The following is a 19900-nucleotide window of genomic DNA, read 5'->3' on the forward strand; positions in this document are numbered from 1 at the left end:
GTGAAGGACAAGCGACAATATTTTCAGTGACCGTTCAGTTTGGCTTCACAGAGGGTGGTGGCATGGACATCGGCCGGTTGCGGACCCTGCGCGAGTTCGCCGATCGCGGCAGCGTGACGGCGGCCGCGAAGGCACTGCACTGCACGCCGTCCGCGATTTCCCAGCAACTGCGCGCTTTGCAGAGCGACGTCGGGCTCGCGCTGACGGAACCGGCCGGCCGGGGGCTCCGGCTGACCGACGCGGGCCGCGCGCTGGTCGCCCGCGCCGACGACGTCCTCGCCGCACTCGATCGCGCCGAGTCCGAATTGGACACATACCGCAGCGCCCCGCGCGGCCGGGTCCGGATGGCGATCTTCCAGTCGGCCGGGCTGATGTTGCTGCCCGGATTGCTGAGCCGCACGACGGAATTCGAGGGGCTGGACGTCATCGTGCGCGACGTCGACATGACACCGCCGGAGGTGCCGGGCCTCGTCGCGGATTACGACATCGTGGTGGCGCACCGGGACGAGCACGCGCCGTCGCTCGGTTCGGAACGGCTGGAGACGCGGCATCTGCTGCGCGAGCCACTCGACGTCGCGCTGCCCGCGGGGCATCGGCTCGCGAAGAAGCGCCGTATCGAACTGGCCGAACTGGCCGACGAACGCTGGATCAGCGTCAACGCCGGCTTCCCGGTCGACGACATCCTCCAGTCGCTGATCATCCGCACCGGCGTGCGCCCGCAGGTCGTGCAGCGCATCAACGACTTCCGCATCACCGAACGGCTCGTCGCCGCCGGGCACGGGATCGCGCTGCTGCCCAGGTACACCATGGACACCCGGCGCGGCAGCGGTCTGGTGTGCCGTCCGCTCGCCGGGATCAAGGCGGCGCGACACGTCGAAGCGGTCTACCGGCTCGGCGCGTCCTCGCGGCCCGCGGTGGCGAAGGTGCTCGACGCGCTCGCCGACGAGGTCGCCGCGCTCACGGGCGAGCGTGACTCTTCAGGTGCTCCAGCGCGATCTTGAGCGCGTCGGCGATCGGCGTGATGTCGTGCCGCAGGTGCGCCATCAGCAGACCGCCTTGGACGCAGGTCATCGCGGCCTGGGCGAGCCGGGCCGGGTCGGCGTCTTCGGCTAGTTTTCCCTTCTCCTGCAAGGATTTCAGACCACGTTGGAGATGGGATTCCCATTCGCGGTACGCGCTGTCGAGCAGCGGTGCGATCTTCGGGTCGTCCCCGAGTTCGCCGGTGAGGTTGCCGAGGGGGCAGGCGATCGGACCCTTCGGCGTGCTCTGGACGGCCAGGATTTCCCGGGTCCACTGCTCGAAGTCGTCCCATTCGCGCAGTTCGAAGATGGTCGGCTGGTTGCCGAGGATGGCTTCGAGGTAGCGCTTGATCACCGCCTCGACGAGCTGATCCTTGTTCTTGAAGTAGTGATACATCTGCGATTTCCCGGCGCCGCTCGCCGCGAGCACCTTGTCGACGCTCGTCCCGGCGACGCCGTGGACGTACATCAGCTCCGCCGCCGCGTCGACGATCGCCTCCCGCATCTGGCGTCCTCGGGGCGTCTTCGCCGGTTGACCGTCCATGTACCGAATAGTACAGTCGGCTGTACTGTACCGATCAGTACAATCCAAGGAGTCGACCATGGGGGATCTCCACACCGACCTCGCCGAGCTGCGGGCCAAGGTCGCGAGCCACGTCCCGGTGGAAAGCGCCGAAGTGCTCAAGGCCGATCGTGAAGGGTTTGTCGGGGTGATCGCCGAGGCGGCGGCGAAGCCGGGGACCGCGATGCCGGACCTGACGCTGCCGGACGCTTCCGGCGGCCGGGTTCCGGTCGCCGACGGCCCCGCGGTCGTGGTGTTCTATCGCGGGGCGTGGTGCCCGTACTGCAATCTGGCGCTGCGCACGTATCAGCGGGAAATCCTGCCGGAGCTGGAGAATCTGGGCGTGAAGCTGATCGCGGTCAGTCCGCAGCTCCCGGACGATTCACTGTCCACAAGGGATCTTGAGTTCACTGTCTTGTCCGATGTGGACAACGAACTCGGGCGGGCGCTCGGCATCACGTTCCGCCTCGACCCCGCGACGAAGCCGGTGTTCGACACGCTCATCGGCGACGTCGAGAAGATCAACGGTGCGGAGGAATGGGAACTGCCGTATCCGACCGTCCTGGTGGTGGACGGCGAAGGCGTCATCCGGTTCATCGACGTCCACCCGGACTACACCACCCGCACCGACCCGGCCGACATCCTGGCCGCGGTCAAGGCCCTGTAGAGGTCGCAGGGTCGTGAGTGGCGATTCGGGTTAGAACCCGAATCGCCACTCACGACCAACCCGCGGTCACGCCCGACCGCACTGTTCACGCGCGAAGCGAAAGCTACCGGTTGGCCCGGTTCACGGCGGACACGACGGCCCGCAGCGAAGCGGTCACGATCGACGGATCGATCCCGATGCCCCAGTACACCCGGTCGGAGATCGCGCACTCGATGTACGACGCCGCCCGCGCGTCGTCGCCCGGCGAGAGCGTGTGCTCGCTGTAGTCCAGCAGCCGCAGGTCGAACCCGACGGTCGACAGTGCGTCGAAGAACGCCGCGATCGGGCCGTTGCCGCGGCCGGTGACCTCGTGCTCGTCGCCTTCGACCCGCACGGTGGCGGTGATGTCGTACTCGCCGTCGCCGTTGTCCCTGACGTGCTGGCGGACCAGCTCCAGCGGCGTCTTCAGCTCCAGGTACTCGGCCGAGAACGCGTTCCACATCGTGGTCGGGTCGACCTCGCCGCCCTCGGTGTCGGTGTGCCGCTGGACGACCTTCGAGAACTCGATCTGCAGGCGCCGCGGCAGGTCGAGCTGGTGCTCGGCCTTCATGATGTAGGCGACGCCGCCCTTGCCGGACTGCGAGTTCACCCGGATCACGGCCTCGTAGTTTCGGCCGATGTCCTTCGGGTCGATCGGCAGGTACGGGACCTCCCACGGGTGCTCGTCGACCGGCGTCCCCGCCTTGTCGGCGGCGGCCTTCAGCGCGTCGAGGCCCTTGTTGATCGCGTCCTGGTGGCTGCCGGAGAAGGCGGTGAACACCAGGTCACCGGCCCACGGGCTGCGTTCGTGCACCGTGAGCTGGTTGCAGTATTCGACGGTCCGCTTGATCTCGTCCATGTCGGAGAAGTCGATCTGCGGGTCGACGCCCTGGCTGTAGAGGTTCATGCCCAGCGCGACCAGGTCGACGTTGCCGGTGCGCTCGCCGTTGCCGAACAGGCAGCCTTCGATCCGGTCCGCGCCGGCCTGGTAGCCGAGTTCGGCGGCGGCGATGCCGGTGCCGCGGTCGTTGTGCGGGTGCAGCGACAGGATCACCGAATCGCGGCGGTCCAGGTTGCGGTGCATCCATTCGATCGAGTCGGCGTACACGTTCGGCGACGCCATCTCGACGGTGGCGGGCAGGTTCAGGATGACCGGCTTAGCGCGCGTCGGCTGCCAGATCTCCGTGATCGTGTTGCAGACCTCGAGCGCGTAGGACAGCTCGGTGCCGGTGTAGGACTCCGGCGAGTACTGGAAGCGGAAGTCGGTGTCGGGCTGCTTCGCCGCGTAGTCGACGACCAGCTCAGCGGCCTGCGAAGCGATCTTCGTGATGCCGATGCGCTCCTCGCGGAACACCACCCGGCGCTGCAGGATCGACGTCGAGTTGTAGATGTGGACGATCGCGCGCGGTGCCCCTTCGAGCGCCTTGAAGGTGCGCTCGATCAGCTCGGGACGGCACTGCGTCAGCACCTGGATGCTGACGTCGTCCGGGATGGCGCCCTCGTCGATGATCTCGCGGACGAAGTCGAAGTCGGTCTGCGACGCCGCCGGGAAGCCGACCTCGATCTCCTTGTAGCCCATGCGGACCAGCAGATCGAAGAACTTGCGCTTGCGCGCGGGCGACATCGGGTCGATCAGGGCCTGGTTACCGTCGCGCAGGTCGACGGCGCACCACAGCGGAGCGGTGTCGATGCGTTTGTCCGGCCAGGTGCGGTCGGGCAGTGAGATGTCCTCGACCAGGTCGTACCAGGGGCGATAGCGATGTACGGGCATCGAAGTGCCGCGCTGGGTGTTCCACGAAGCCTGCTCGGAAGGGGCCGGGCGCGTGGGCTTACGGATGCTCATGAGGGGAGGGTTCTCCTGAAGAATCGGGTGCGACGACCGGCACCACGAAGCCCCGCGACGGGGAGCCGGTCAGATCAGGCCCCGTCGCGGCAGCGAAGCAGGAGAGCTCGAGCCACGACGCCACCTTAACCACGAGATCTCCCGAAAGGAAACCCGGGCCGCGATCCAACCGTGACCGGAGTGGCGCCCATTCGGGTTACTCGCGGGTAGCAATCGGACCTGAGGGCGTGCCACACTGCCCGGCATGGGCGAGCACGCTGAAGAGAAGGAAACCGCAGATCAGACGACCAGGCGCAAGATCGACTGGCGCGCGGGCGGCGGGCGCGCGGCCGGTGTGCTGGCCGGTGTCGTTCGCTGGGTCGGGCTGATCTTCGCGGCCATCCTGGTGCTACACGTCGTCTTCGTGATCGGCGAGGCCAACCCCGACAACGGCATCGTCTCGTTCGTCCGAGGCTGGGCCGACGGGCTGCTGTTGGGCTTCAAGGACCTCTTCATGCCCGAGGACGCCAAGCTGCGCGTGCTGATCAACTACGGCATCGCCGCGGTCTTCTGGATGGTCGTCTCGGCGATCCTCGCGAAGATCATCCGCCGCGTGGGCGGTTCGGCATAGGACACCGACCAGCGCACGAAGCGGCCCTGGGAGCACTACGCTTGAAGAATGCGCCTCCCTGACCGTCTCGAGGCGGCTTACGAGATCGTCGCCGTGGGATCTTCGGCGGGCGGAGTCAAGGCACTCATCGAGGTGCTGGGCGCCCTGCCCGCCGACTTCCCCGTGCCGCTGGTGCTCGTCCAGCATCTGGACCCCCGGCGCGAAACGCTGCTCGCCGAGATCCTCGACCGCCGATCCGGGCTGCGGATCAAACTGGCGGAGTCCGGTGACGTCATCGAACCCGGGGTGGCCTACGTCGCGCCGCCGGATCACCACCTGCTGGTGAAACCGGGCGGCGTCCTCCGCCTGTCGACGACCGAACAGGTGAAGTTCGTCCGGCCCTCGGCCGATCTGCTCTTCGAATCCGTCGCCTCGGTCTACGGCCCCGCGGCACTCGCCTGCGTCCTCACCGGAACGGGCTCCGACGGCGCGACGGGCGTCGGTGCGGTCAAGGCGAGGGGCGGTACCGTCGTCGCCGAGGATCCGGAGACCGCCGAGTTCAAGGGCATGCCCGAAGCCGTTGTCAAGGCCGTGCCGGTCGACCTGGTGCTGCCACTGGGCGAAATCGCCGGTGCGCTCGTCGGCCTGGTCAACGGAACGAGGACGGGATGACCGCGCCGGACGGCGAAATCGAAGACGGCCGAGACCTCGAAATCCTGCTGGCGTTCATCAGGGACTCCCGCGGTTTCGACTTCACCGGCTACAAGCGGACTTCGCTGGCCCGCCGGATCCAGAAGCGGATGCAGAAGGTGAAGATCGCCGGGTACCGCGAGTACCGGGATTTTCTGGAGATCAACGCCGGCGAATTCCAGGAGCTGTTCAACACCATCCTGATCAACGTCACCAGTTTCCTCCGTGACGACGAAGCCTGGCGCTATCTGCAGACGACGGTCGTACCCGAAATCGTCGCGAGGGTCGGCGACGACGAGGAACTCCGGATCTGGAGCGCCGGCTGTTCGAGCGGCGAGGAGGCGTATTCCCTGGCGATCGTCTTCGCGGAACACCTCGGCATCGAAGAAAGCACCAGACGGGTCAAGATCTACGGCACCGACGTCGACGACGAAGCCTTGCGTGAGGCGAGGACAGGGCTGTACTCGGCGAAGTCGATGGAACGGCTTCCCGACGAGCTGAAGAAGAAGTACTTCGTGCCGACCGGCAACCTGTTCGCCTTCCGGCGCGATCTCCGCCGCCGGGTGATCTTCGGCAGGCACGACATCACGCGCGACGCCCCCATTTCCCGCGTCGATCTGCTCGCCTGCCGGAACACCTTGATGTACTTCAACGTCGAAGCGCAGGCGAAGATCATCGAGCGCTTCCACTTCGCGCTCAACGAAGGCGGCCATCTGTTCCTCGGCAAGGCCGAAATGCTGCTTTCCGACGGTATCCGGTTCGACGTCGCCGACATCCGGAATCGCGTGTTCAAGCTGCGGGCGGGCGGGACGACGCTGAAGCCCGGACGGTTCGACGCCCGCGCGGGGGTCGGCGTGCGGGAGGTCAACAACCGGCGGCGGCTCGTGAGTGAACTCGCGTTGGCGTCCTCGCCCGATTCCGTGCTGGGCCTCGACCGCGACGGCACGGTCGCGTTGATCAACGGCTCGGCGAAACTGCAGTTCGGGCTTTCCGCGCAAGACGTCGGCAGGCCGTTCCACGATCTGGAGATCTCCTACCGGCCGGTCGAACTCCGGGCGGTGATCGACCAGGCCCACGGCGAGCGGCACGCCATCCGGCTCGATTCCGTGCGGCGGCAGCGGGATTCGGGCGAGACACAGTACTTCGAAGTCATCGTCCGTCCCTTGATCACCAGTGACGGCGAGGACATCGGCGCGGCGCTCACGTTCGTCGACACCACGGAAGCCACCAGGCTGCAGCACGAAGTGAAACGCGTACAGGAAGACCTGTCGACGGCCTACGCCGAACTCCAGTCCACCAACTCGGAACTCGAGACGGTCAACGAGGAACTCCAGTCGAGCATCGAGGAACTGGAGACGACGAACGAGGAACTCCAGTCCACGAACGAAGAACTGGAGACCACCAACGAGGAACTCCAGGCGGGCAACGAAGAACTCGAAACGATGAACGAGGAGATGCGCACCCGTACCGCGGAACTCGACGAGACGCGCATGTTCTTCGAAGGGGTGCTGTCCAGCGTCGAGGCCGGTGTGGTCGTGCTCGACGGCGATCTCCAGGTGCGCAGCTGGAACCGCGGCGCGGAAGAGCTGTGGGGCCTGCGTACCGGCGAGGTCTACCGGCAGGACTTCTTCGAGCTCGACTTCGGCCTGCCGACCACCGAACTCCGTGACGTCGTCGAGGTCTGCAACGCGACCGGGCACCGGGCGGATCAGGTCGAGATCGACGCGATGGACCGGCGGGGAAGGCCGCTCGTGGCTTCGATCAGCTGTTCACCGCTGCGGGGGCCCGGCGGCGGTGTCGTGCTGTTGATCGAGAAGCGGCTGCGCAAATGAAGTCAGCGGCGACTGGTCCGTATTCCCTGTTTGGGCAGTGAGGTCACCACGTCACCCGCGGTCATGCGGCGGCTGACGAGCTCTTCGGCGAGCTCGCCGATCCGCTGATTGTGGCTGCGCGCGTAGCGGCGCAGCAGGAGGAACGCCTCGTCCGGGCCGATCTCCAACCGGGCGGACAACAGACCCTTGGCCTGCTCGATGATCACTCGGCTGCTGAGCGCTCCCTGCAGCTGTTCGGAGGTCGCGGTCAGCCCGGCGATCGCCCGGTGGTTGAGCATGCCGATCGTCGCGGCGTCGGCGAGCGCGATCGCGACGCGCACGTCGGCTTCCGGCAGCGGCGTGGTTTCGGTGGTCAGGATCGTCACCGCGCCGAGGGTGTCCTCGCGGCGGCTGAACGGAAACGCGTGCGCGGACCGGAATCCGAGGGACAGCGCGGCCGGGGCCAGCCGCTCCCAGCGCGTGGCCGCCTGGTCGAGGCGGACGTTCACGATCGGTCCGCCGCTCTCGCCGCATTCGATCCCGGGACCCTCCTCGGCGAAAAGCCCGTCGAGTGGCGGTTCACCGAGACGATCGTCCGTGACCACCACGACCGGCCGGGCGGCTCGGTGGCCGACGGCGGTCAGCCGGATCGACGCCGATGCGATCAAGTGCGTGTAGCGATCCGCCACACAGAGCCAATAATTGGTCGGGTCGAGGCCGGGGGCCAGCGTGTCGGCGAGTTCCACCAACGTGTCGGCGACCCATCTTTCTCGATTCAGCATCAGAATGCGGCCTTCCTGCGGCAAAAAGCTTTCGAGAGGCGCTGGGCTGACCACGGTAGTCCCCTGACGGAGAACAAGACACCCGCTCAACCATTCGGGGCAGCCCGGTGAGCCCGGTGCGGGCGTACGCTCAGCCCCATGTGGGACGGCACCGGTGGCCGGTACGACCCGTCGGCTCTGCGTAAATTGATCGAAACCGAGCGCGGGCGCGCGGATCGCGCGGCGGCAGTGGCATCGCGGCACGAAGGCCTACTGGGCACGGCCATCGAATCCATGCGGTCCTTTCACCTGCGGATGGCGCAACTGCACCGCGCTACCGAGCGCAAGCACCGTGCCGCGGTCGATCTGCACACGGGCTATCTCGACGCCGTGGGGCGCTGGGCCGACCGGCCGGGCGAACCGGCCGGGGTCCCGCCCGCCTTCATGGCGGCGGTCGCCGAGTCGTCCGGCCTCGGAAGTCTGGCGCTGACCTTGTTCGGCACCACCGAAAGCGGGTCCGCGGTCGTGGTGTCGGACCCCGTCGCCGCCCGGGTGCGCGATCTCGAAGACGTTTTCGCCGAGGGGCCGTCCCGGCGCACTTCGTTGGCCAAGGGGGTCTGTGGTGAGCCGGAGCTCTTGCGCCGGTGGCCCCAATTCGGCGCCGCGGTGCGGGAATTCGGCGTCCGCGCGGTGGTTTTGGCGCCACTGGGCCCGTCCGCGTTGCTGCTGGGCACCCTCACCGCGTATCGGACCGAGCCCGAACCGGACGCCGAGGTGGCCAGATCCGTGGGGGTGATCGCCGAAGCGCTGACCGAGACCGCGTTGAACCCGGCCGTGCGGCGCGACGGTGCCGACGGTCTTCCCGTGCATCCGTTGTTCGGCGACATCGATCTCCGTGCCGCGGTGCATCGGGCGGCGGGAGTGGTGATGGCCACCCACGACTGCTCGGTCTCGGACGCGCTCGCCATGATCCGCGGCCACGCCTTCGCCCGGAACCAAAGCGTCAGCGAGCTCGCGCTGGCGATCGTGACCAGGGGTTACCGGCTCACGTGAGGCTGAGCCGTTCGTATGCCTCGACGGCGGCCTTCGGATCGTCGGCGGTGAACTTCACGACGCGGACGGGCTCGGTCTTCCCCAGCGGCCGCGTCACCGTGACCGGCTCGCGCAGCTCGGCGACGAGGTTGGTCTCGTAGTAGTTGTCGTAGCTGAGCCACGTCCCGTCACGAAAGGCCTTCGCCTTGGCAGGATCGTGGCTCTCCTTCAGGTGACGCAGACTGACGATGTTCTCCCTCGGGATCCGTACGTCGTAGAACGAGCTGTAGCGCACCCGAACCTCGCGCGAGGAGATCACGTGTGGCCGGACGACGGTGCCCGCGTAGACCCCGAAGACCAGCAGCACCGAGTAGACGCCCAGGACGAGTAGCAGGAGATCGGCGAACAGGCCGAGGTCGATCAGCCAGAACAGACCCGCTTCGGCCAGGCTCACCACGGTGAAGACGATGAAGATCGCCTTGCCATTAGAGCCGTAGGGTACGGCCACCGCGTCACCGTCGATTCCGTCCTTGCGGCGCCTCAGATACAGCCAGAGGCCGGCCAGCGTGCGTGCCTCGTTCCGGAAATGACTGCGCAAAGCCCCCATAGCCCGAGATTAGCGATCGAACTGGGTGAGGATCTTCAGCGCGTCGGCGGAACCCGGGTCCTTCGGCGTGTAGATCTCCAACCGGTGATCGGGGCTGTCCGGCTGAAGCCACACCTGGTAGTCGACGCTCACCGCGCCGACCGTGGGGTGCTGGAGGTGCATGGCGCCGACGGTGCAATCGGCGACGTCGCCGGTCGCCCAGAGCGCCGCGAAGTCGTCGCTGCGCATGGTCAGTTCGCCGATGAGCCCGGCCAGCCGGGCGTCGGTGGGCTGGCGTCCCGCGGTCAGCCGCAGGTAGGCGACGTGGACGCGGGCGAGTTCGGACCGGTTCCGGTACAGGTCGCGGGTGAGCGGGTCGAGGAAGAACATTCGCGGGAGGGACGGCCGCCGCTCCGGATCCCGCGGCGCGTCGAACGCGACATGTTCGGCCATGAGCGCGTTCCCGGCGTGGTTCCACGCGAGCACGTCGCCGCGACGGCCGAAGACGAGCGCGGGCACGGCCTCACCGAGGTTCTCCAGCAGCGCGAGGACGCGGCGGTGCGGTTCCTCCGGACCCGGGTCGGCCAACCTGGGCAGGGCGGTCTGCCGCGCGAGGTTGTGCAGGTGGCCGGTCTCGACGTCGTCGAGCCGCAGCGCCCTGGCGAGCGCGTCGAGGACCTGGCGTGAAGCGGTCTCGGCCTGGCCTTGTTCGAGCCGCGCGTAGTACCCGGCGCTGACCCCGGCGAGCTGGGCGAGTTCTTCCCGTCGAAGGCCGGGCACCCGGCGTGAGGTGCCGTAGGTGCGGAGGCCGATCTCGGCGGGCGTCACCCGGTCCCGACGGCTTTTCAAGAACATCCCCAGGCTTTCCACGACTCCGAGCTTAAGTGCGCCGGGCGGGCCCTTGGGTATACCTGCGATGGGTACCCGAAACAGGTGGATGGTTGCCGGGCGGCCGGTGTCGCACCGTCGGCGTCATGACACGAGAAAGCACCTGGTCCTGGTTCGGCCTTCTGGTGATCCTCTGCCCGGTACTCCTGGTCTCCATGGACGGGTCGATCCTGTTCCTCGCGATGCCCGAGATCAGCCAGGCCCTGACCCCGACGGCCGATCAGCAGCTGTGGCTGCTGGACGTCTACGGGTTCGCCGTCGGTTCGCTGCTGATCGCGTTCGGCGCCATCGGCGACCGGTACGGCCGATTGAAGCTGCTGATGATCGGCGCCACCGTGTTCGGCGCGGCGTCGGCGGGCGCGGCGTTCGCCCCGAGTCCGGAACTGCTGATCGCGTTCCGGGCGTTGATGGGCCTGGCGGGCGCGACGCTGCTGCCGTCGGCGCTGGCGGTGTTGAGCGAACTCTTCACCGACCCCCGGCGGCGCGCGCAGGCGATCGGCGTCTTCGCGGCCGCGTTCGCCGCCGGTTTCGCGATCGGCCCGATCGTCGGCGGCGCGCTGCTGGAACGGTTCTGGTGGGGCTCGGTCTTCCTGATCAACTTGCCGGTCATCGCGGTTTTCCTGCTGCTCGCACCGATGCTGCTCCGTGAGGTCCGGGCCGCGGGGACCGGCCAGGTCGACGTGCCGAGCGTGCTGCTCTCCGCCGTCGGGCTGCTGCTCGCGATCTACGGCGTCAAGCACACCGCCGCGGCAGGCCTGTCCGTCGCCGGGGTGGCCACGGGGATCGCCGGGGTCGTCCTGCTGGGGTGGTTCGCCCGTCGCCAGCGGACCCTCGAGCAGCCGCTGATCGACTTCTCGCTGTTCCGCGACTGGGTCTTCACGATCGCGATCGTCACCGGCCTGCTGCCGCTGGCGGCGTGGTCGGCCGCCGCCTACCTGGCGGGGATCCACCTCCAGTCGGTCCTCGGCCTGGCCGTGTCGGACGCGGCGCTGCTGGCCCTGCCGGGGGCGGCGGTGCTGACGACGATGTGCGTCGTCACCCCGGCGTTGGTCGACCGCGTCGGCAAGAGGACGGCGCTGGTCCTCTGTCACGTCTCCATCGCCACCGGCCTGCTGCTGTTGCTGATGACCGGCGTTTCGGGCGGGGCTGGCTGGTACGTCGCCTCGACGGTGGTCGCGGGCGTCGGCTACGGCATCTCGTTCAGCGTGGTGGCCGACACGGCCGTCGCGGCGGTGCCCGCCGAGCGGGCGGGAGCGGCGGGAGCGATCGCCGAGACCAGCAACGAGATCGGCAACGCGCTGGGGATCGCGCTCATGGGCTCGCTCGCCGCGGTGGTGTTCCGCGTGGCCGGTCCGGATCTCGCCCCCACACTCGACGGAACCCTCCAGCTGCCCGGAATCGCGCCCGCGGCGGCCGCTGACGCGAAGTCGGCCTTTGTCTCGGGGCTGCACGCGGCCGTGGTGGTGCTGAGCCTGCTGCACTTCGCCTTGGGTGCGCTCGCCCTGCGCTGGCTCCCTCAGCGTCCGTCGGTGAAGGCGCTCGTGCCCCAGGTGTCCGAGTAGGCGAACTCCGCCAGCGGGATCCGTTCGCGCGGTGCCTTCTCACGCTCGATGCGCCAGTCCTCTTCGAGCACGGACGGGTCCGCCGGTGAGCCGACGGCGATGGCGACCTTGGGGACGACGTCGTCCGGGAGCTCGAAGAAGTCCTTCGCCGCGTCGGCCGAGAAGCCCGCCATCTGGTGCGCGACCAGCCCGAGTTCGACGGCCTGGAGCACGAGGTTCTCGCTCGCCAGCCCCAGCCCGTACTCGGCGTAGGGGACGTCGCCCTTCTCGTTCGTGGTCACCATCACGCCGATCAGCAGGAGCCCGGCGCGTCCGGCCCACGCGCGGTTGCCCGAGTTGAGCGTCGCGAGGATCCGGTCGAACGACGGCGTGCCCCGCAGGCCGACGAGGTAGCGGGCGGGCTGGGTGTTGCCGAACGACGGCGCCCAGCGGGCCGCTTCGAGCAGCGCGCGGAGCTGGTCTTCGGTGACGATCGCCGACTCGTCGTAAGCGCGAGGGCTCCACCTCGCGGCCAGGATCGGCGCGATCGGGGTGCTCGTCTCGGCGGGTTTGTGCACCGCCGGACTTTAGCAAGGGGTGCTCTCCGTCACTAAAGTGAAAGCCCTCCGACTATTTCGTTGGTGTTAAGGAAGATTTACTTCCCGGAGTCCTCGAAGCGGTGGTCAGGACCACTTACGAGGGTGGCGAGCGTGCGTGACCCCGGTAGGCTTTCGCCCAAATAAGGGACGCGGGGGCTCCTCGGTGCCCACCAGGAGCACGCCCGGCCCGTCGAGGAGGTTCGGGCGTGGCCCTCGTGGTCCAGAAGTACGGCGGTTCGTCGCTGGAAAGTGCCGACCGGATCAAACGCGTCGCGGAACGCATCGTCGCCACCAAGAAGGCGGGCAACGACGTCGTCGTCGTCTGCTCCGCCATGGGGGACACGACGGACGAGCTGCTCGACCTGGCTCAGCAGGTCAACCCGGCTCCGCCGGAGCGTGAGATGGACATGCTGCTCACCGCGGGTGAGCGCATCTCCAACTCGCTGGTGGCGATGGCGATTTCGGCGCAGGGTGCGGAGGCGTGGTCGTTCACCGGTTCCCAGGCCGGCGTGGTGACGACGTCGGTGCACGGCAACGCGCGGATCATCGACGTCAGCCCCAGCCGGGTCACCGAAGCCCTCGACCAGGGTTACATCGCGCTGGTGGCGGGCTTCCAGGGCGTGTCACAGGACACCAAGGACATCACCACGCTCGGCCGCGGCGGTTCGGACACCACGGCCGTCGCGCTGGCCGCGGCGCTGAACGCCGACGTCTGCGAAATCTATTCCGATGTGGACGGTGTGTACACCGCCGATCCCCGCGTCGTGCCCGACGCCCGCAAACTCGACACCATCGCCTACGAGGAGATGCTCGAACTCGCCGCCGGCGGTTCGAAGATCCTGCACCTGCGCTCGGTGGAGTACGCGCGCCGCTACGGCGTCCCGATCCGAGTCCGTTCTTCCTACAGTGACAAGCCGGGCACCACGGTGACCGGTTCTATCGAGGAGATCCCCGTGGAACAAGCGTTGATCACCGGTGTGGCGCACGACCGCTCCGAAGCCAAGATCACGGTGACCGGCGTCCCGGACCACGCCGGCGCCGCCGCCAGGATCTTCCGGGTGATCGCCGACGACGAGATCGACATCGACATGGTGCTGCAGAACGTGTCCAGCACGGTGTCCGGCCGCACCGACATCACCTTCACGCTGTCGAAGGCCAACGGGGCGAAGGCCGTGCAGTCGCTGGAGAAGATCAAGGGCGAGATCGGCTTCGAGTCGGTCCTTTACGACGACCACGTCGGCAAGGTCTCGCTCGTCGGCGCGGGGATGCGTTCGCACCCCGGTGTCACGGCGACGTTCTGCGAGGCGCTCGCGCAGTCGGGCGTCAACATCGAAATCATCAACACCTCGGAGATCCGGATCTCGGTGCTGATCCGGGACGCGCAACTCGACGACGCGGTGCGTGCGATCCACGAGGCGTTCGAACTCGGCGGCGATGAAGAAGCCGTCGTCTACGCGGGGAGTGGTCGCTGATGCCGGAAGGTCTGCGAGTAGGGGTTGTCGGGGCGACCGGCCAGGTCGGTGGCGTGATGCGCCGTCTGCTGGCCGAACGGGGTTTCCCGGTCGCGGAAATGCGGTACTTCGCTTCGGCGCGGTCCGCCGGTTCGAAACTTCCTTGGCAGGACGAGGAAATCGTCATCGAGGACGCGACGACCGCTGATCCGTCCGGTTTGGACATCGCGCTGTTCTCCGCCGGTGGCTCGACTTCCAAGGCGCAGGCCGAGCGGTTCGCCGCGGCCGGTGCCACGGTGATCGACAACTCGTCGGCCTGGCGCATGGACCCGGACGTCCCGCTGGTCGTCAGCGAGGTCAACCCGGAGGCGGTCAAGGAGGCGCGGAAGGGGATCATCGCGAACCCCAACTGCACCACGATGGCCGCGATGCCGGTGCTCAAGCCGCTGCACGCCGAAGCGGGCCTGGTGCGGCTGGTCGCCAGCACCTACCAGGCGGTGTCCGGCAGCGGGCTCGCCGGTGTCGAGGAGCTGGAAGGCCAGCTCGCCGCGTCGGCGTCGAACGCGGGCGCGCTGACCCACGACGGCTCGGCGGTGACCTTCCCCGAGCCGAAGAAGTACGCGCGCACCATCGCGCACAACGTCCTCCCGCTCGCCGGGTCCATTGTGGACGACGGTGAATTCGAGACGGACGAGGAGAAGAAGTTCCGCAACGAGAGCCGCAAGATCCTGAGTATCCCGGAACTGCGCGTTTCGTGCACCTGTGTGCGCGTGCCGGTGTTCTCGGGGCACTCGATCTCGATCAACGCCGAGTTCTCGCAGCCGCTTTCGGTCGCCCGCGCGACCGAACTGCTGACCGGCGCTCCCGGCGTGGAGCTGTCGGAGATCCCGACCCCGCTGCAGGCCGCGGGCCGGGACCCGTCCTACGTCGGGCGGCTGCGGACGGACCCGGGCGTCGACGGCGGCCGCGGCCTGGTGCTGTTCCTGTCGAACGACAACCTGCGCAAGGGCGCGGCGCTCAACGCCGTCCAGATCGCCGAACTGGTCGCGCAGGCCTGACGCTACCGCCTTGCCGCATTCAGCGGACCAAACGCGTCAGGGTGGCAGCGCGTCGTACGGACTGTCCACTGTGGAGACGAGTAAATGCGTTGTCCGGTTCGCCCGGTCCGGGCATCCTCATGGACGACAAACGTTTTCCACGAAGGGAAAGTCATGTACACGGCGGTCGAAGGCTCGCGGGTTCCGATCCGGATGTGGGCGGATCCCACCTCGGTCGAAGACCAAGCCATGCGACAGCTGCACAACGTCGCCAACCTGCCGTGGGTGCACGGCGTCGCGGTCATGCCCGACGTCCACTACGGCAAGGGCGCGACCGTCGGCAGTGTGATCGCGATGCGCGACGCCGTGTCCCCGGCCGCGGTCGGGGTGGACATCGGCTGCGGGATGAGCGCGGTGCGGACCTCGCTCACCGCCGCGGATCTGCCCGACGACCTGCTGAAGCTTCGCCGCCGGATCGAATCGGCCGTCCCGGTCGGCTTCGGCCTGCACAAGACGCCGGTGAACCCGGCGAAGGTGCACGGTGTCGGTGGCTGGGACGCGTTCTGGAAGTCCTTCGGCGACCTGCACGTCGGCGTCCAGGACCTGCACGACCGCGCGGCGCGGCAGATCGGGAGCCTCGGTGGCGGCAACCATTTCATCGAGGTCTGCCTCGAACAGGGCGGCGACGACGAAGGCCGTGTGTGGCTGATGCTGCACTCCGGTTCGCGCAACATCGGCAAGGAACTCGCGGAACGCCATATGGCCGTCGCGCGGAAGCTGCCGCACAACGCGGACCTGCCGGATCCGGACCTCGCGGTGTTCGTCGCCGGCACGCCGGAGATGCAGGCGTACCGGCGGGACCTGTTCTGGGCGCAGGACTACGCGGCGCGCAACCGGGCGACCATGGTCGCGCTCGTCAAGCAGGCGCTGAAGGACGTCGTCCCGCAGACGACGTTCGACGACGCGATCTCGTGCCACCACAACTACGTCGCCGAAGAGACCTACGACGGCGTCGACCTGCTGGTGACCCGCAAGGGCGCGATCCGCGCGGGTTCGGGCGACCTCGGGATCATCCCGGGCAGCATGGGCACCGGTTCGTACATCGTGCGCGGCCTCGGCAACGAGACGTCGTTCCAGTCCGCGTCGCATGGCGCGGGCCGCCGGATGTCGCGGAACAAGGCCAAGAAGCTGTTCACCGCCGACGACCTCGCCGCGCAGACCGCCGGGGTGGAATGCCGGAAGGACTCCGGCGTCGTCGACGAGATCCCGGCCGCGTACAAGGACATCGAAACGGTGATCAAGGCACAGACCGACCTCGTCGAGGTGGTCGCGCACTTGAAGCAGGTCATCTGCGTCAAGGGGTGAAGCGTGGGTGGTGCCGGGGGAACCCGACATACCACCCACGTTTCTCGCTACTGTGGTTCTCATGAACAGGTTGGGATTCGCGGCGCTCCTGGCGGCCGCCGGACTCGCGCTGGCGGGCTGCAGCGAGGTCACGAACGCGGTCGATCAGACGAACAAGGCCGCGACGAAGGTCGGCGCGTGCGCCGAGGCACTCAGCCTCGTCGACCTCAATCCGGACCCGGCGACCATCAAGGAGCGGGCCGCGGACAAGGAGAAGCGCCTGCGCGAGCTGGCGACGAGCGTCGGCGAGCAGAACGTGGCGGGCGCCCTCACCGGCATGGCCGACTCGTACTTGCAGGTCCAGAAGGAGAACATCCAGGACGCGGGCAAGATCGCGGACTGGACCAAGCGCAACCTCGACCGGGTCGAAGCCCTCCGCCAGGTCTGCGCCTAGCCTCACCCGCGTTTCGTCCTCTCAATGCGTTACTTGCGCGTGCATCTACCGCATTCAGAGGACGAAACGCGTCAGGAGGAAGTCAGCGCGGGCACCTTGGCGGGGGTCCGGGTGCGGCGCCAGAACAGGCCGACCGACGCGATCGCCAGCGCCCCGACGGCCGAGGCGGAGAATCCCCAGCCCGGGCTGGAGTGGTCGATCACGAACCCGATGATCGGGCTGCCGATCGCCAGCCCGATCCGGCTGGCCGCGTCCAGCAGGCCCATCGCCTCGCCGCGCACCCTCGCCGGGGCCGCCGCGCTGACCGTCTCCGTGCTCGCCGCGAGCGTCGGCGCGCACAGCACGTTGCTCGGGAACAACACGATCGCCAGCAGCCACCATGGTTCGGCGATCAGCCCGACCGGCAGCGTGAGCACCGCGAGCAGCACCATCAGCGTGCCCTGCGAAAGCGATCGCCGGACCGCGCCGTGGATGGCCCCGCCGAGGACCGACGCGACGCACATCAGCGTGATCAGCAGTCCGGACCACGCGATGTCGCCACTCGCGCGCAGTGTCGCCAGTGCGGCGAGTTCCATACCGACCAGGCAGAACAGCGCACCGGCGGCGATGAACATCGCCATCACCAGCCGTCCGGTGAGCCAGCTCCGTACCGGCGGGCGCTCGCCGGATAACACCTCGGCGTCGGCCTCGGCGCGGATCGGCGGGTTCAGCCGGTAGATCAGGATCGCGGAGAGCGCGAAGCAGACCCCGATGCCGGTGAGCGCGTAGACCGCGGGCAGCTGCGTGATCGCCATGATCCCGGCCGACGGCCCGATCATGAACGACGCCTCCACGAGGATCGTGTCCAGCGAGTAGGCCGCCCGGCGCTGCTCCAGCGGGACGAGCGCGGTGAGCACCAGTCGCGCGAGCGTCCCGGCGGGCACCGACAGCACGCCGGCGGGGAGCGCGACCGCCAGCAGCACCGGATAGGGCAGATGCGGCGCGCTCACCCAGAACGACGTCGACCCCAGCCCGCAGATCGCGACCACCGGCCTCAGCCCGTAGCGGTCGACGTACCGGCCGACGAGTGGCGCCCCGAGCGCGCTGCCGAGCGTGGTGGCGGCACCGATCAGCCCGGCCGCGCCGTAGCCGCGGCCGAGGTCGTTGACCACGTACAACGTCATCGTCACGCCCATGGCCGTCATCGGCAGCCGCGCCAGGAACATCAGCATCATCGAGCTGGGAACTCCGGGCACGGCTAACACACGACGGTACGGAGCGAGGGCCATGTGTCCGATGAGAACGTAAGTTAGTACGCACGTGCAACTTTATTTCGTCGTGCCGGTCACCCGACCCGAGGGTCGTTTCTTGACTGATTCCAGAAAACGCGGGAGGGTGGTGGGACCACCACCAAACAGGAGGCACCGGCGTGACCTTGCCGACCACGAACAACGTGGGCATCCCCGTCGCGAGCGACAACGACTCGCTGACGCTGGGCGCCAACGGCCCGATCCTGCTCCAGGACCACTACCTCATCGAGAAGAACGCCCAGTTCAACCGTGAGCGCGTGCCCGAGCGCGTCGTGCACGCCAAGGGTGGCGGTGCACACGGGTTCCTCGAGGTCACCGAAGACGTCAGCCAGTTCACGAAGGCCGCGCTCTTCCAGCCGGGTGTGCGCACCGAGAGCCTGATCCGCTTTTCGTCGGTCGCCGGGGAGAACGGTTCGCCCGACACCTGGCGCGACCCGCGCGGCTTCGCGGTGAAGTTCTACACCTCCGAGGGCAACTACGACCTCGTCGGCAACAACACCCCGGTGTTCTTCATCCGCGACCCGATCAAGTTCCCCGACTTCATCCACTCGCAGAAGCGCCGCGCCGACAACCACCTGCGCGACCACGACATCCAATGGGACTTCTGGACCCTGCGCCCCGAGTCGGCGCACCAGGTCACCTGGTTGATGGGCGACCGCGGCATCCCGTCGAACTGGCGCGAGATGGACGGCTTCGGCTCGCATACCTACCTGTGGGAGAACGCGGGCGGCGAGAAGTTCTGGGTCAAGTACCACTTCAAGACCGACCAGGGCATCGGCTACCTGCCGCAGGCCGACGCGGACCGCATCGCGGGCGAGGACGCGGACTTCTACATCCGCGACCTGTTCAAGAACATCAAGCAGGGCAACCACCCCAGCTGGACGCTGTACGTCCAGGTGATGCCCTACGCCGAAGCCGCGGACTACCGCTTCAACCCGTTCGACCTGACCAAGGTGTGGCCGAAGGGCGACTACCCGCTGATCAAGGTCGGCCGCTACGTACTCGACCGCAATCCGGCGAACTACTTCGCGGAGATCGAGCAGGCCGCGTTCGAGCCGTCCAATCTGGTGCCGGGCATCGGCCCGTCGCCGGACAAGATGCTGCAGGGCCGTCTGTTCGCCTACCCGGACGCGCACCGCTACCGGATCGGCGCGAACTACACCCAGCTGCCGGTCAACGCGCCGAAGTCCCCGGTGAACAGCTATTCGCGCGATGGCGCGATGCGCTACAACAACCCGGGCGACCCGGTGTACGCGCCGAACTCCTACGGCGGCCCGCACGCCAACGCGGAGATCGCCGCCGAGACCGCGTCGAGCTACGGCGTCGAGGACGAGGTCATCCGGTCGGCGTACAAGCTCCACGCGGAGGACGACGACTTCGGCCAGCCGGGCACGCTCGTGCGCGAGGTGATGGACGACGAGCAGCGCGCGCGGCTCGCGAGCAACATCATCGGCCACGCCTCGAACGACGTTTCGCGGCCGGTGCTCGAGCGCGTCTTCGAGTACTGGCGGAACGTCGACAAGGACCTCGGCGACAAGGTCGCGGACGCGTTCCGCGAGTAGAAGGACCTCTCTTCGAGAGGCTGCTCCCACCACCGGAACGCACCCGGTGCGCGTCATCCTCGCGCACCGGGTGCGTTTCCTCTCCACGCTCGCAGCTGAAACGAGTTGCGCCATACAGATGGCGAGGCGTGCGTGGGGACAACACGAGTGGACCAGT

Annotated in this window: 19 protein-coding genes; 12 read left to right on the forward strand and 7 right to left on the reverse strand. The window is 68.0% G+C overall.

The window, feature by feature from the left end; genetic code table 11:
• The first annotated feature begins 62 nt into the window (after window positions 1-62).
• Window positions 63-1001, forward strand: a complete 939-nt coding sequence (locus ACZ54P_RS03915; RefSeq protein WP_465460236.1) for a LysR family transcriptional regulator — start codon at window positions 63-65, stop codon at window positions 999-1001.
• On the opposite strand, the gene ACZ54P_RS03920 is transcribed toward ACZ54P_RS03915, so the two are convergent.
• A complete protein-coding gene (locus ACZ54P_RS03920; protein ID WP_465460023.1) occupies window positions 958-1563 on the reverse strand; it encodes a TetR/AcrR family transcriptional regulator in 606 nt (201 codons plus the stop codon). The genes ACZ54P_RS03915 and ACZ54P_RS03920 overlap by 44 nt on opposite strands.
• 58 nt (window positions 1564-1621) lie before the next feature.
• Here ACZ54P_RS03920 and ACZ54P_RS03925 point away from each other — a divergent pair, with 58 nt between their 5' ends.
• Window positions 1622-2248, forward strand: coding sequence for a peroxiredoxin-like family protein (locus ACZ54P_RS03925; protein ID WP_465460024.1), 627 nt, complete (start codon window positions 1622-1624; stop codon window positions 2246-2248).
• A gap of 103 nt (window positions 2249-2351) precedes the next feature.
• On the opposite strand, the gene leuA is transcribed toward ACZ54P_RS03925, so the two are convergent.
• A complete protein-coding gene (gene leuA, locus ACZ54P_RS03930; RefSeq protein ID WP_465460025.1) occupies window positions 2352-4109 on the reverse strand; it encodes a 2-isopropylmalate synthase in 1758 nt (585 codons plus the stop codon).
• A gap of 244 nt (window positions 4110-4353) precedes the next feature.
• Between leuA and ACZ54P_RS03935 the strand changes: the two genes are divergently transcribed.
• From ACZ54P_RS03935 to ACZ54P_RS03945, 3 genes are read left to right on the forward strand one after another with little or no spacing between them, the layout of a single operon-like run.
• Window positions 4354-4719 (forward strand): hypothetical protein, encoded by a 366-nt coding sequence (locus tag ACZ54P_RS03935; RefSeq protein ID WP_465460026.1) that lies wholly within the window; start codon window positions 4354-4356, stop codon window positions 4717-4719.
• A 48-nt stretch (window positions 4720-4767) separates the two neighbouring features.
• Window positions 4768-5370, forward strand: coding sequence for a chemotaxis protein CheB (locus ACZ54P_RS03940; protein ID WP_465460027.1), 603 nt, complete (start codon window positions 4768-4770; stop codon window positions 5368-5370).
• Window positions 5367-7220 (forward strand): CheR family methyltransferase, encoded by a 1854-nt coding sequence (locus tag ACZ54P_RS03945; RefSeq protein WP_465460028.1) that lies wholly within the window; start codon window positions 5367-5369, stop codon window positions 7218-7220. Before ACZ54P_RS03940 ends, ACZ54P_RS03945 begins: the two co-directional genes overlap by 4 nt.
• Before the next feature lie 2 nt (window positions 7221-7222).
• On the opposite strand, the gene ACZ54P_RS03950 is transcribed toward ACZ54P_RS03945, so the two are convergent.
• Complete coding sequence (locus ACZ54P_RS03950) at window positions 7223-7981, reverse strand: ANTAR domain-containing protein (RefSeq protein WP_465460029.1); 759 nt, start codon at window positions 7979-7981, stop codon at window positions 7223-7225.
• Between the two features lie 138 nt (window positions 7982-8119).
• Between ACZ54P_RS03950 and ACZ54P_RS03955 the strand changes: the two genes are divergently transcribed.
• Complete coding sequence (locus tag ACZ54P_RS03955) at window positions 8120-9013, forward strand: GAF and ANTAR domain-containing protein (RefSeq protein WP_465460030.1); 894 nt, start codon at window positions 8120-8122, stop codon at window positions 9011-9013.
• Here the strand turns inward: ACZ54P_RS03955 and ACZ54P_RS03960 are convergent.
• Together ACZ54P_RS03960 and ACZ54P_RS03965 are read right to left on the reverse strand one after the other, a co-directional pair.
• Window positions 9006-9599 (reverse strand): hypothetical protein, encoded by a 594-nt coding sequence (locus ACZ54P_RS03960; protein ID WP_465460031.1) that lies wholly within the window; start codon window positions 9597-9599, stop codon window positions 9006-9008. The two genes, ACZ54P_RS03955 and ACZ54P_RS03960, sit on opposite strands and share 8 nt — an antisense overlap.
• Window positions 9600-9608: 9 nt before the next feature.
• The gene (locus tag ACZ54P_RS03965) at window positions 9609-10448 is read right to left on the reverse strand and encodes a helix-turn-helix transcriptional regulator (RefSeq protein ID WP_465460032.1); all 840 of its coding nucleotides are present in this window, start codon (window positions 10446-10448) and stop codon (window positions 9609-9611) included.
• A 104-nt stretch (window positions 10449-10552) separates the two neighbouring features.
• Between ACZ54P_RS03965 and ACZ54P_RS03970 the strand changes: the two genes are divergently transcribed.
• Entirely contained in the window at window positions 10553-12028 is a 1476-nt protein-coding gene (locus ACZ54P_RS03970; protein WP_465460033.1) for an MFS transporter, read from the forward strand.
• On the opposite strand, the gene ACZ54P_RS03975 is transcribed toward ACZ54P_RS03970, so the two are convergent.
• On the reverse strand, window positions 11983-12585 hold the full coding sequence (locus ACZ54P_RS03975; RefSeq protein WP_465460034.1) for a nitroreductase family protein: 603 nt from the start codon (window positions 12583-12585) through the stop codon (window positions 11983-11985). The two genes, ACZ54P_RS03970 and ACZ54P_RS03975, sit on opposite strands and share 46 nt — an antisense overlap.
• Window positions 12586-12812: 227 nt before the next feature.
• On the opposite strand from ACZ54P_RS03975, the gene ACZ54P_RS03980 reads away from it, so the two are divergent.
• The 4 genes from ACZ54P_RS03980 (at window position 12813) to ACZ54P_RS03995 (ending at window position 16892) form a co-directional block, all read left to right on the forward strand.
• Window positions 12813-14078 carry an aspartate kinase gene (locus tag ACZ54P_RS03980; protein WP_465460035.1) on the forward strand — a complete coding sequence of 422 codons (1266 nt, stop codon included), beginning with the start codon at window positions 12813-12815 and terminating at the stop codon, window positions 14076-14078.
• On the forward strand, window positions 14078-15115 hold the full coding sequence (locus ACZ54P_RS03985) for an aspartate-semialdehyde dehydrogenase (RefSeq protein WP_465460036.1): 1038 nt from the start codon (window positions 14078-14080) through the stop codon (window positions 15113-15115). The genes ACZ54P_RS03980 and ACZ54P_RS03985 overlap by 1 nt, the downstream gene beginning before the upstream one ends.
• A gap of 153 nt (window positions 15116-15268) precedes the next feature.
• A complete protein-coding gene (locus ACZ54P_RS03990; protein ID WP_465460037.1) occupies window positions 15269-16459 on the forward strand; it encodes an RtcB family protein in 1191 nt (396 codons plus the stop codon).
• A gap of 61 nt (window positions 16460-16520) precedes the next feature.
• Window positions 16521-16892, forward strand: a complete 372-nt coding sequence (locus ACZ54P_RS03995; protein WP_465460038.1) for a hypothetical protein — start codon at window positions 16521-16523, stop codon at window positions 16890-16892.
• Between the two features lie 71 nt (window positions 16893-16963).
• Here ACZ54P_RS03995 and ACZ54P_RS04000 read toward each other — a convergent pair whose 3' ends face one another.
• A complete protein-coding gene (locus ACZ54P_RS04000; RefSeq protein WP_465460237.1) occupies window positions 16964-18106 on the reverse strand; it encodes an MFS transporter in 1143 nt (380 codons plus the stop codon).
• Window positions 18107-18300: 194 nt separating this feature from the next.
• On the opposite strand from ACZ54P_RS04000, the gene ACZ54P_RS04005 reads away from it, so the two are divergent.
• Window positions 18301-19743 carry a catalase gene (locus ACZ54P_RS04005; RefSeq protein ID WP_465460039.1) on the forward strand — a complete coding sequence of 481 codons (1443 nt, stop codon included), beginning with the start codon at window positions 18301-18303 and terminating at the stop codon, window positions 19741-19743.
• The last annotated feature ends 157 nt before the right edge of the window (window positions 19744-19900 follow it).

It is taken from the genome of Amycolatopsis sp. NPDC034160 (assembly GCF_055575355.1).

Coding starts and splice junctions, on each gene's coding strand:
- ACZ54P_RS03915 (WP_465460236.1), top strand. CDS start 63: ATGGACATCGGCCGGTTGCGGACCCTGCGCGAGTTCGCCGATCGCGGC.
- ACZ54P_RS03920 (WP_465460023.1), bottom strand. CDS start 1,563: ATGGACGGTCAACCGGCGAAGACGCCCCGAGGACGCCAGATGCGGGAG.
- ACZ54P_RS03925 (WP_465460024.1), top strand. CDS start 1,622: ATGGGGGATCTCCACACCGACCTCGCCGAGCTGCGGGCCAAGGTCGCG.
- leuA (WP_465460025.1), bottom strand. CDS start 4,109: ATGAGCATCCGTAAGCCCACGCGCCCGGCCCCTTCCGAGCAGGCTTCG.
- ACZ54P_RS03935 (WP_465460026.1), top strand. CDS start 4,354: ATGGGCGAGCACGCTGAAGAGAAGGAAACCGCAGATCAGACGACCAGG.
- ACZ54P_RS03940 (WP_465460027.1), top strand. CDS start 4,768: ATGCGCCTCCCTGACCGTCTCGAGGCGGCTTACGAGATCGTCGCCGTG.
- ACZ54P_RS03945 (WP_465460028.1), top strand. CDS start 5,367: ATGACCGCGCCGGACGGCGAAATCGAAGACGGCCGAGACCTCGAAATC.
- ACZ54P_RS03950 (WP_465460029.1), bottom strand. CDS start 7,981: ATGCTGAATCGAGAAAGATGGGTCGCCGACACGTTGGTGGAACTCGCC.
- ACZ54P_RS03955 (WP_465460030.1), top strand. CDS start 8,120: ATGTGGGACGGCACCGGTGGCCGGTACGACCCGTCGGCTCTGCGTAAA.
- ACZ54P_RS03960 (WP_465460031.1), bottom strand. CDS start 9,599: ATGGGGGCTTTGCGCAGTCATTTCCGGAACGAGGCACGCACGCTGGCC.
- ACZ54P_RS03970 (WP_465460033.1), top strand. CDS start 10,553: ATGACACGAGAAAGCACCTGGTCCTGGTTCGGCCTTCTGGTGATCCTC.
- ACZ54P_RS03985 (WP_465460036.1), top strand. CDS start 14,078: ATGCCGGAAGGTCTGCGAGTAGGGGTTGTCGGGGCGACCGGCCAGGTC.
- ACZ54P_RS03990 (WP_465460037.1), top strand. CDS start 15,269: ATGTACACGGCGGTCGAAGGCTCGCGGGTTCCGATCCGGATGTGGGCG.
- ACZ54P_RS03995 (WP_465460038.1), top strand. CDS start 16,521: ATGAACAGGTTGGGATTCGCGGCGCTCCTGGCGGCCGCCGGACTCGCG.
- ACZ54P_RS04000 (WP_465460237.1), bottom strand. CDS start 18,106: ATGATGCTGATGTTCCTGGCGCGGCTGCCGATGACGGCCATGGGCGTG.